The sequence below is a fragment of the Rhodoflexus sp. genome (assembly GCF_053489755.1).
This window is the reverse complement of record NZ_JBRCHD010000021.1, coordinates 1-9,673: the sequence shown is the minus strand read 5'-3', so window position 1 is coordinate 9,673 and position 9,673 is coordinate 1. Positions and strand designations below refer to the sequence as shown.

Sequence of the window (9,673 nt, the reverse complement as noted above, 5' to 3'; positions counted from 1 at the left end):
TCGCAAGTTACGCCGCTATAAGAGACGTTGGAAAGTAGAGCGTTTTTTTGCCTGGCTACAAAACTTCAGACGATGCGTAACCAGATACGAATATCATTTAGACAATTTTGCAGGATTTGTCAAACTGGCTGCCATGATTATGCTACTTAGATAGTTTTGAGATGAGTTGTAATCTCCTGCTTCGGTAGCCCACATCGGTAACTTGAGAAATGGCGGTGTTATTACTCCGAAATAAGAGTAGAAGTTGCTTCTGTATATTAACATTTTTCTTTTACACCTTATCATTTGAAATGACAAGGTTAGCAATACTTGATAAGACCGATGGATAAGTCTGGCGCAACTAGCGGCAGATGCCTTGCAGCCCGCTTACTGATACATCAACCGATAATACTCATCCGCCATGCGGTCGGAATCAAAGCGCGGAGCGACGTCTTTCATGCTTTGTTTCATTATGTTGAGCCACTGTTCAGGATGGTTGTAATAGGTCGGAATAACTCGCTGCGTCAGCATTTCCATCAGATTGTCGTGGTCAATAATATCCTGTTCAGGATTGGTACAGCGCAAATCAACAGGCGGTATAACAAACGCGTTTACACCATCTACGGCAAATTCAGGAATCCAGCCATCGGAAATAGAAAAGTTGATAGCCCCATTCATGGCCGCGGTCATGCCGCTGGTGCCGGAGGCTTCGCGGGTGCGACGCGGTGTATTCAGCCAAACATCTGCACCGTTTTTGAGCAGGCGCGAAAGATGCAATTCATAGCCCGTCAGCACGGCGCAATTAGGCAATGTGCGCGACAAATCAACAAGATAATTAAAGGTGTTCACCGCGTTGTAGTCGCCCGGATAGGGTTTTCCGGCCCAGATCATCTGAATCGGGCGGTTGGGGTCGCGGAGCAGGCGCTCAAAGTAGCCCAAATCGCGCAGAATCAGGTCTGCCCGTTTGTAGCCTGCAAAACGCCGCGCCCAAACAATCGTCAGAACGTCGGGAGAAAATAAATTGCCCGTTTGGTCGGCTACTACGCGAAACAGTTCAGCTTTCATCTGCTTTTTGCGGGCAACGAGTGCGCGGTCGTCATCGTTATCCAATGCCTTTTGCAATTCAGCGTCTGCCCAATAGCGCTTGTTCTGCGCGTTGGTAATGGAAATAATCGGGCAAATGCCTTCAAAACTACCCCACATCTGATTGCTGACAACGCTATGTAATTTGGAAACGGCGTTGGCTTTACGCGCAAGATTAAGCGCGGCAAGCGTATAGTCTAACACAGGGCTTCCTTCCTGTCCGCTGATGCGCATTGCTTCATGGGTGTCAATGCCGTAGAAGAAATTCATCACGCGCATCAGTTCGGTATCGTGGGTTTCGTTACCGGCTTTTTCGGGTGTGTGAGTTGTAAAAACTAATCTTTTGCGCACTTGGTCAATATTGTGGTGCTGCTTGTAGAGATAGTATGCCAGCGGCAACGCATGGCCTTCGTTCATGTGATAAACGTCCACGCCGCCGAGCGCTTCCAGCACCTTTGCCCCTGCAATGCCCAGCACCATGCTTTGAGCCACACGCGTCAGTTCGTTGTCATCGTATAGGCGTTCGGTAATCGTCCGCGAAAGGTGGTCATTTTCAGGAATATCAGTCGTCAGAAAATAAATCGGCACAGTGCCGAACGTTTCAGGGCGCAGGCAGTAGGCTTTCACATAGACGTGCGCATGAGTGATTTTCAGCCCGACTTTAATGCCAGTGTCTTCCAGAAAACTGTAGTGCTTTTCCTGAAATAACACGTCCATATGTCCATTTTCCCGACGGACTTGGTCGTAGTAGCCGCGTTTCCAGAGGATGCCGATGCCAACCATATTTTGCCGAAGGTCGTAGGCACTGCGCATGTGCGAACCTGCCAGAAAGCCCAAGCCGCCCGAATAGGTTTTCAGGCATTGGTCAATGGCAAATTCCATAGAAAAATAGGCTACGCGTTTGCTGTATTTCGGGTCGGGGGTGTAAGGATGTCGCCAATGGCTGTATTGCGCGATTTCAGGTAGGGTGTGAATCATGACAGAATATTTTCAGCGAATATGGCAAATTTTTTCCGATGCCGCCAAAATGTTAGGCACGCAGATTTTTCCTAACTTGTCCGGCTTTTCGCATCGCATAAAAATAGCATTTGATTATCAGCTACTTATGAAATTTTTTATCTGATTTTACCGCACTAACTGCGTCAAATGCTGCATAGCAGAGTTGTTAAAACTCAGGGGCAATCACGTTCGTTTCAGGTGTATGCTTATCGCAATGGTAAGCGCGTCATCATCAGGCACATCGGCTCGGGTACGACCGCTGCTCTTCAACAGGTCGCCGACAGGTTCATTGCCGATTATACCGGACAATCCAGCCTTTTTGAGCCGCCAAAGTCTGAGCAAACATCCGTATTACTCAGTCAGTGTACCTGAAAAGGGGTTAATTTAATAACGCAATTTATTTGCGAAAACTTGATAATCAGTTGCTTACGAATCAAGAGAGAAAAAAGCAAGGATTAGCGAAAAACGGCTAAATTCGGATTTGCACTTTTCAAAGAAATCGCTTTTGCTTGTGCATACACCCTACAGCACACAAATTAATACAGATTTTCAGCCGCCGGTGGAACAGCGCTCTCATCGTCCATCGTAAACTGCGTACTTATTTTCCGCAGCGGCGTGCAACGTCTGCCTTCTTATGAACGCTTTGCGGACTGATTGCTTACACTTATTTTGATACCCTTCCCAAAGCTAAAACTTTTCAATCCCTCTCTCAAATAAAACTTTTCAAAGACCTAATTGCATAGTTCGCGTTAGTATCAGTTTTGTTGCACGGTAAAAAAATAGCCTGTGAATTGAGAGGCTGTCCAAAAAGTAACATAGACTTTAGTCTGTGACCGGTTTAAATACTTGATAATCATACGACTACAGACTGAAGTCTGTGCTGCATTCAGCCTTTTTAGACACCCTCGGCTATGCCACAGGGTCTGACCCAAATTAACAAACTGTACCGGATCACAAATAGGTGATGAAAGGCATGGGCTTTTAAGAGATGACCAATTAAATAGCAAAACCTATGACGCCTACGTCGTCTATTTGCTTGCTGTTGCCTTTCCACTCGTAGAATATATCATGGAGGATGCCTTCCTGTTCAGTAATAGGGTATCTGCAAATATTTTCTAATATTTTTTTGAAATTTTTACGCATCAGTTTTCTTCCTTTTAGATTAAACTGATCAAAAAATCCATCAGTTGCCAAATAAAAGCATCCGTTGTTTCCTTTTTCAAAGGGAATATGAATAGTTTCAAAAGACTTGTCTAAGTAGCCCCGCAGCGACCAGCCGACAGTATCTTTGCTGCTTTTGTATTCTTGAATGCCGTCTTGGCGAACGCGGTACAACGGCTGACGCGCTCCGCTGTAATGCAAAACATTTTCTTTGGTGTCTATCATGCAAAGCCCTATTTCTAAGCCATCGCGCACGTTAGGATTGCTGCCTGTTAGGTATTCATTAAAAAGAAAATCTAATGTGTGCAGTATTTGAGAGGGCATGACATACGCATCAGCATCTTCTATCAGGCGGCTGAGCAGCATATGGGAGACGATGGTCAGCATGCTTGCCGGAACGCCGTGCCCAGTACAGTCGCCAAGCGCTATGTAAATCAGATGTCTTTTTTGAGCGATGAAGGCAAAGTCGCCGCTGAGGTTGTTTTTAGGCAGATGCAGGAAAAAAGAATTGGAAAGAACCTGTTGGATAGGCGTTTGTTTGGCAAAAATCGCCCGTTGAATGCGCGAAGCATAGCGAATGCTTTCGGTTATTTGTTTGCGTTGGCGCGCGATGGTTTGGAGGCTCTCAGAGAGTGCAGCGTTGTTGGCTTTGAGTTCTTCTGTTTTATGTAAAGATTCTTCCCGTTCTAACTCTAAACGAAAAATTGCATCCGACAGGTGGCTTGTCGTGATTTCCATCATTTGGTATTGCGCAAGCAGTCTTTCTTGCAACTCGGCTATTTGCTTATGTAAAGCCGCGTTTTCTTCTTTTAGTGAGTGGGAGTCGAGTTGATTATTAGATAATGTTATACCTTCGCGAACAGATTTCATATGTTAGGACATAATTGTTATGAGGTTGATAGTTAGAAAATTGTTTATTTTTGAAATAAACGAAAATTAGCCTCGCCTATTTTGTTTTTTTTGATAGGTTGTGCGAAGGATGTATGTAATTTTGATGTCTGGAATCGTAAAATTGGCTGGAAGGGCGCTTTGGTATGATGGGTTTTTTGGCATAAAATTTGTATTTTTTTTTTTTTTTTTTTTTTTTCAAAAAAAATCACTTAAAAGATAAAAAACATAATATTTGGCAAGAAGCTAAAAAGTTTTTCGCATGTTGTTTTTGGGGTGTTTTTGCAGCAAAGCAAAGGCTTTTGCTATGTACGCAAGAATGACAATCATAAGATTGAATAAAACAATGACCATAGTTCTTGGCGAAAGATCCACAGGGGCAGGCTGAGGTGGTTTTCGGTCTGATCCTGTGGGGAAAAAATCCGTGTGCTACAACCCCAACTCTTTGGCGCGATTCCAGTAAACGTCCATTTCGGTGAGGCTCATTTCGGAAAGCGATTTGCCGTCTTTTCGGCTTTCGCTTTCCAGAAAATTGAAACGGCGCGTGAATTTCAAGTTGGTTTTTTCCAATGCCGTTTCAGGATTGATGTCAATAAACCGCGCATAGTTCACGAGCGCAAACAACAGGTCGCCAAACTCGCTTTCTATTGCGTCTTGACTGGTAGCTTGACTGTTCTGCAACGCATTTTTCAGTTCATTCATTTCCTCCTCTACTTTTGCCCAAACGTCGGCGGGTTTGTCCCAGTCAAAGCCGACAGCGCGGGCTTTTTCCTGAATGCGGATAGCTTTCACCAACGCGGGCAGCGATTGCGGCACTCCGCTCAACACCGATTCTTTTTCGCCCGAAGCGGCTTTTTCTGCCATTTTGAGCTGTTCCCAGTTGCGCTTGACCTCGTGTTCGTCTGCCGCCTGCACGTTGCCGTAGATATGCGGATGGCGGCGGATGAGTTTCTCACACACCTGATGAATCACATCGGCAATGTCAAAAGCGGATTGCTCGGCAGCTATGCGCGAATAGAACACGATATGCAGCAGCAAATCGCCCAATTCTTTTTTGACCTCTTCCAGATTATTGTTTAGGATAGCATCCGAAAGCTCGTAGGTTTCCTCAATGGTCAGATGACGCAACGACTCAATGGTCTGCTTTTTGTCCCAAGGACATTGTTCGCGTAGGTCGTTCATAATGCCCAGCAGGCGGGCAAAGGCTTCGGCATACTTGGGGTGATGAGGTTCTACGGGCATAATAATAACGTTGTAAGTAGCAAAATTACGCGCTGTCATCATTAAAATTGCGCGTGGGTTCAAACAAGCCATTTACATACGTAGTTACTATATAAAAAATTAAAACAATGTGCCCCAAACAGGCAGAAGCCTATACGTTCGTCGCCTTAGAACCTTACCTGACCGCGCAAGGATTTGTTTTCTTGCCTGAACTAAAGCAGTTTCGCAAAATCACTGACATAGGCTTTCAAAATATCATTTTATCATTCTCGGGACGAAACGATACTTTTTTGGAGGTGAATATTGGCTTACGCCATCACGGGGTGGAAGAAATAGCACAGCAGTTTTTAGACAATCTGCCTGAATTCCGCAAAGAGGCCAATACCTTAGTTGTATCTATCGGTAAACTTTCCGATACTAAGTATTTTCGTTACAAGATCAATTGTCAGGACGATATTTACAACTGTGCCCATCAGATCTTAGACTTTATGAACGAGCGCGGTTTTCGATTTCTGAATGAGTCCAGTTCGCTTGTCAGTCTAAACAAAATACTGAACGATCGCCCACATCTGCCTGTAAAGTATATCTACAACCAGACTCACCGTTGTTTTAAGGCAATTATTGTAGCACGAATGTGCCACCATCCGCAGTTTATGGAGTTGGTAGAGGTTTATTTAAGCACTCTTCAGAAACTTGGCGTACCTGATCGCACGCTGATGGAGTACGATCGCCTTGCTAACTATTTGCTGCACTACAGCCCGAATTAGGCAGGGGCATTATTGCTTTTTCCTTTTCAGTTCCAGACTATAAAGAATTTAAGTACGCCAAAGCCGATGCTGAGCAGCGATAGTATCCCTGTAAGCCATTTATTAGCGCCCAGCGCTATGCCCGCCGCCGCAGCTACAATGCCCGAAAGAATCAGGCAAACAGCCGAGAAGTAGTAAAGGCTCATGGTTTTCAGCAGCGTTTGTACAATTTGCGCAATAATCAGCACGGCAATGCTTGCAAAGGCGACTTTGGCCATTATTGCGTTGTTAGCGTTATGGTTACTCATAGCTTTCCGATTCGTTAGGGAAGTTACAGGTTTTTACATCTTCAATGTATTGTCCGAAAGCCTGTGTCATAATGCCGTGCAGGTCTGCATAACGGCGCAAAAAACGCGGACGAAACTCGTTGGTAATACCCAGCATGTCGTGTACAACCAGCACCTGACCGTCCACGTGTGGACCTGCGCCAATGCCAATTACCGGAATTTTAACTGTTTCCGCTACTTTCTTGCCTAAGGAAGCGGGAATTTTTTCCACTACCAGCCCAAAGCAGCCGCATTGTTCCAGCATTTGCGCATCCTCCAGCAGTTTTTGGGCTTCGGCTTCTTCTTTGGCGCGCACGGTATAAGTGCCAAACTTGTAAATAGACTGCGGTGTCAGCCCCAAATGCCCCATCACAGGAATACCTGCGCTTAGCACGCGGTCAATAGATTCCTTAATTTCAGCGCCGCCTTCCATTTTTACGGCATGTGCGCCTGATTCTTTCATAATCCGAATGGCAGACTCCAGCGCCAGCCGCGAGTTGCCCTGATAAGTGCCGAAAGGCATATCTACCACTACAAAAGCGCGTTTCACGGCGCGAATGACCGATGAGGCATGATATATCATTTCGTTCAGGCTCATAGGCAGCGTGGTTTCATGCCCTGCCATCACGTTGGATGCCGAATCGCCTACCAGAATTACATCTATCCCCGAAGCGTCTAAAGTTTTTGCCATCGAATAATCGTAGGCTGTAAGCATGGCAATTTTTTCGCCGCGCTGTTTCATTTCTATGAGTCGGTGTGTGGTAATGCGTTTGAGTTCGCTGCTTTTATGTACAGACATGCGTTTGTAGGTTAAAAATGCTTGCCGACAAAGTTGTCGTTTTTGTCTTATATATCCATTGTTGCGCTTTCGCTATTTTCTGTGTTTTTGGCAGGCGCTTTTGCTTCCTGCTTGCGCAATGTGATAATCAGTACGCCTGTAAGAACAAACAGTGTCCCAATCATTTGCCAAAAGGAAAAAGGTTCGCCAAGTAGTATGTAAGCCAGAAAAATAGTAGCAATGGGCCCAATACTACCCACAATGGCAGCATTAGCAGCCCCAATCAGGCGGATACCTTCCGAAGTCATCACCGCAGGCGCAACGGTCGCTACAATTGCCATCCAGATGCTTAACTCATAAACAGCCGCATCAAATCGCCACAAACTGCCCGGATTTGCAATCAAATACTGTATCAAAACCGGAATTGTGGCAAACAACATGACGTATGAGATATACACCGCCGAGCCAATGCGAGGAATCAGCCTGCCGCTGACAATCAGGTAAATAGAGTAAGTGAACGCCGCCATAAAAATCAGCCCTGCACCCAGCCAGAAATAATCGCCCGTTGCTGTAAAATCCGTCGTCAGCGCAATGGCGATACCTGCGTAGGTCAGCGCCAGCGCATAATAATGCTGTTTGAGAATAGGTTTTTTAAACCAAATCGCCGAGATAACAACAACAATTGTCGGATAAACAAACAAAATTAGCCGTTCTAACCCAGCGCTTACATATTGAAGTCCCCAAAAGTCAAATAGACTGGAAAGGTAGTAGCCTATAAATGCCATTGCCGGAATCAGGATTTTGTCCTTCGTGCTGAAGCTGCTGAAAGGCACGCGGCGATAGTTGTAGATAATCACCCCTGCAAAAAACGGCAGCGCAAACAGCATCCGCAAACTAAGCAGCGATGAGGTATCAACCTCATATCGGTACATCAGTTTTGCAATAATAGCCTTTGAAGCAAATCCGACCGCGCCTGTCATAATTAGCAGCGCGCCCCAGATTTGCCGCAAGTCAAGTTTTTGTACTGTAGCCTGTATTTTATATGCCATGATTTGACTGCTGATGATGAAATAAAAACTTTATACGCTCTGTACGCCGCGGCAAAAACACCTTAACAACCAAAAAGCCACCCCGAAAATACTCAGGATGACTTTTCAGTTAGGCGCTCGATACCACAAAGCCAACAAAATTAATAGCGATAGTATTCAGGTTTGAACGGACCTTTTACGTCCACACCAATATATTCGGCTTGTTCTTGCGAAAGCTCTTCCAGTTGTACGCCAATTTTTTCCAGATGCAGGCGGGCTACCATTTCATCCAAATGTTTAGGCAGCGTATAAACTTTCTTCTCATACTTGTCGCCGTTGCTCCACAATTCAATTTGTGCCAGCACTTGGTTCGTGAATGAGTTAGACATTACAAATGAAGGGTGTCCTGTCGCGCAGCCAAGATTTACCAAGCGACCTTCGGCAAGAATAATCACATCTTTACCGTCAATATTGTACAAATCTACCTGTGGTTTTATTTCGGTGCGCGTGTGTCCATAGTGCTTATTGAGCCAAGCCATGTCTATTTCTGTATCAAAATGACCGATATTGCAGATGATAGCCTTGTCTTTGGCTGCGCGGAAATGCTCTTCGCGTATAATGCCAATATTACCCGTAGCGGTAACCACAATATCGGCTTCTTTGATTGCATCCGACATGCGCTTGACGGCAAAACCGTCCATAGCGGCCTGCAATGCACAGATGGGGTCAATTTCAGTTACAATTACGCGCGCGCCTGCCCCACGCAACGAAGCAGCAGAACCTTTGCCCACATCGCCGTAACCGGCAACAACGGCAACCTTGCCTGCAATCATAATATCGGTAGCGCGGCGGATAGCATCTACGCAAGACTCCTTGCAACCATATTTATTATCAAACTTAGACTTAGTTACAGAGTCATTCACGTTAATGGCAGGGACTGGAAGCGTTCCTTTCTTCACGCGCTCATAGAGGCGATGCACGCCTGTAGTCGTTTCTTCAGAAATTCCCCTGATGCCGGCTACCAATTCAGGGTAGCGGTCAAGCACCATGTTTGTCAGGTCGCCACCGTCATCCAGAATCATATTCAGCGGCTTGCGTTCAGGTCCGAAAAATAGCGTTTGTTCAATACACCATTCAAACTCTTCCTCAGTCTGACCTTTCCACGCATACACAGGGATGCCTGCCGCTGCAATAGCCGCCGCCGCATGGTCTTGTGTAGAGAAAATATTGCATGAAGACCATGTTACCTCTGCCCCCAGCGCTACCAACGTCTCAATCAGCACAGCAGTCTGAATAGTCATGTGCAAACAGCCGGCTATACGTGCGCCTGCCAGCGGCTTGCTTTCACCATATAATTTGCGAAGCGCCATCAGTCCCGGCATTTCAGCCTCTGCCAAGCGAATTTCTTTGCGGCCCCATTCTGCCAGCTTAATATCCTTTACCTTGTAAGGCAAATAAGTGGTT

The 9,673-nt window shown here is 45.7% G+C and carries 10 protein-coding genes; 3 read left to right on the top strand and 7 right to left on the bottom strand.

Going from position 1 to position 9,673, the window contains the following annotated elements; genetic code table 11:
- On the top strand, positions 1-154 hold a 154-nt coding region (locus ACWIP2_RS05390; RefSeq protein WP_448518885.1), incomplete at its 5' end, for a transposase.
- 212 nt (positions 155-366) lie between these two features.
- On the opposite strand, the gene glgP is transcribed toward ACWIP2_RS05390, so the two are convergent.
- The gene (glgP, locus tag ACWIP2_RS05385; protein ID WP_448518882.1) at positions 367-2,040 is read right to left on the bottom strand and encodes an alpha-glucan family phosphorylase; all 1,674 of its coding nucleotides are present in this window, start codon (positions 2,038-2,040) and stop codon (positions 367-369) included.
- Positions 2,041-2,208: 168 nt separating this feature from the next.
- Between glgP and ACWIP2_RS05380 the strand changes: the two genes are divergently transcribed.
- The gene (locus tag ACWIP2_RS05380; RefSeq protein ID WP_448518881.1) at positions 2,209-2,433 is read left to right on the top strand and encodes a hypothetical protein; all 225 of its coding nucleotides are present in this window, start codon (positions 2,209-2,211) and stop codon (positions 2,431-2,433) included.
- Between the two features lie 624 nt (positions 2,434-3,057).
- On the opposite strand, the gene ACWIP2_RS05375 is transcribed toward ACWIP2_RS05380, so the two are convergent.
- Together ACWIP2_RS05375 and mazG are read right to left on the bottom strand one after the other, a co-directional pair.
- Positions 3,058-4,092, bottom strand: a complete 1,035-nt coding sequence (locus tag ACWIP2_RS05375; protein WP_448518880.1) for a SpoIIE family protein phosphatase — start codon at positions 4,090-4,092, stop codon at positions 3,058-3,060.
- Between the two features lie 447 nt (positions 4,093-4,539).
- The gene (gene mazG, locus ACWIP2_RS05370) at positions 4,540-5,352 is read right to left on the bottom strand and encodes a nucleoside triphosphate pyrophosphohydrolase (RefSeq protein ID WP_448518884.1); all 813 of its coding nucleotides are present in this window, start codon (positions 5,350-5,352) and stop codon (positions 4,540-4,542) included.
- Positions 5,353-5,459: 107 nt separating this feature from the next.
- On the opposite strand from mazG, the gene ACWIP2_RS05365 reads away from it, so the two are divergent.
- A complete protein-coding gene (locus ACWIP2_RS05365) occupies positions 5,460-6,098 on the top strand; it encodes a hypothetical protein (protein ID WP_448518879.1) in 639 nt (212 codons plus the stop codon).
- 26 nt (positions 6,099-6,124) lie between these two features.
- Here ACWIP2_RS05365 and ACWIP2_RS05360 read toward each other — a convergent pair whose 3' ends face one another.
- The 4 genes from ACWIP2_RS05360 to ahcY form a co-directional block, all read right to left on the bottom strand.
- Positions 6,125-6,385: a hypothetical protein gene (locus ACWIP2_RS05360; RefSeq protein WP_448518878.1), complete on the bottom strand. Its 261-nt coding sequence runs from the start codon at positions 6,383-6,385 to the stop codon at positions 6,125-6,127.
- On the bottom strand, positions 6,378-7,202 hold the full coding sequence (panB, locus tag ACWIP2_RS05355) for a 3-methyl-2-oxobutanoate hydroxymethyltransferase (RefSeq protein ID WP_448518877.1): 825 nt from the start codon (positions 7,200-7,202) through the stop codon (positions 6,378-6,380). The genes ACWIP2_RS05360 and panB overlap by 8 nt, the downstream gene beginning before the upstream one ends.
- Before the next feature lie 47 nt (positions 7,203-7,249).
- Entirely contained in the window at positions 7,250-8,230 is a 981-nt protein-coding gene (locus ACWIP2_RS05350; protein WP_448518876.1) for a DMT family transporter, read from the bottom strand.
- A gap of 140 nt (positions 8,231-8,370) precedes the next feature.
- Positions 8,371-9,663 (bottom strand): adenosylhomocysteinase, encoded by a 1,293-nt coding sequence (gene ahcY, locus ACWIP2_RS05345; RefSeq protein ID WP_448518883.1) that lies wholly within the window; start codon positions 9,661-9,663, stop codon positions 8,371-8,373.
- Between the last annotated feature and the right edge of the window lie 10 nt (positions 9,664-9,673).

What these genes read in the sequence shown, in the direction of transcription:
- glgP (WP_448518882.1), bottom strand. Translation starts at nt 2,040, where the DNA reads ATGATTCACACCCTACCTGAAATCGCGCAATACAGCCATTGGCGACAT.
- ACWIP2_RS05380 (WP_448518881.1), top strand. Translation starts at nt 2,209, where the DNA reads ATGCTGCATAGCAGAGTTGTTAAAACTCAGGGGCAATCACGTTCGTTT.
- ACWIP2_RS05375 (WP_448518880.1), bottom strand. Translation starts at nt 4,092, where the DNA reads ATGAAATCTGTTCGCGAAGGTATAACATTATCTAATAATCAACTCGAC.
- mazG (WP_448518884.1), bottom strand. Translation starts at nt 5,352, where the DNA reads ATGCCCGTAGAACCTCATCACCCCAAGTATGCCGAAGCCTTTGCCCGC.
- ACWIP2_RS05365 (WP_448518879.1), top strand. Translation starts at nt 5,460, where the DNA reads ATGTGCCCCAAACAGGCAGAAGCCTATACGTTCGTCGCCTTAGAACCT.
- ACWIP2_RS05360 (WP_448518878.1), bottom strand. Translation starts at nt 6,385, where the DNA reads ATGAGTAACCATAACGCTAACAACGCAATAATGGCCAAAGTCGCCTTT.
- panB (WP_448518877.1), bottom strand. Translation starts at nt 7,202, where the DNA reads ATGTCTGTACATAAAAGCAGCGAACTCAAACGCATTACCACACACCGA.
- ACWIP2_RS05350 (WP_448518876.1), bottom strand. Translation starts at nt 8,230, where the DNA reads ATGGCATATAAAATACAGGCTACAGTACAAAAACTTGACTTGCGGCAA.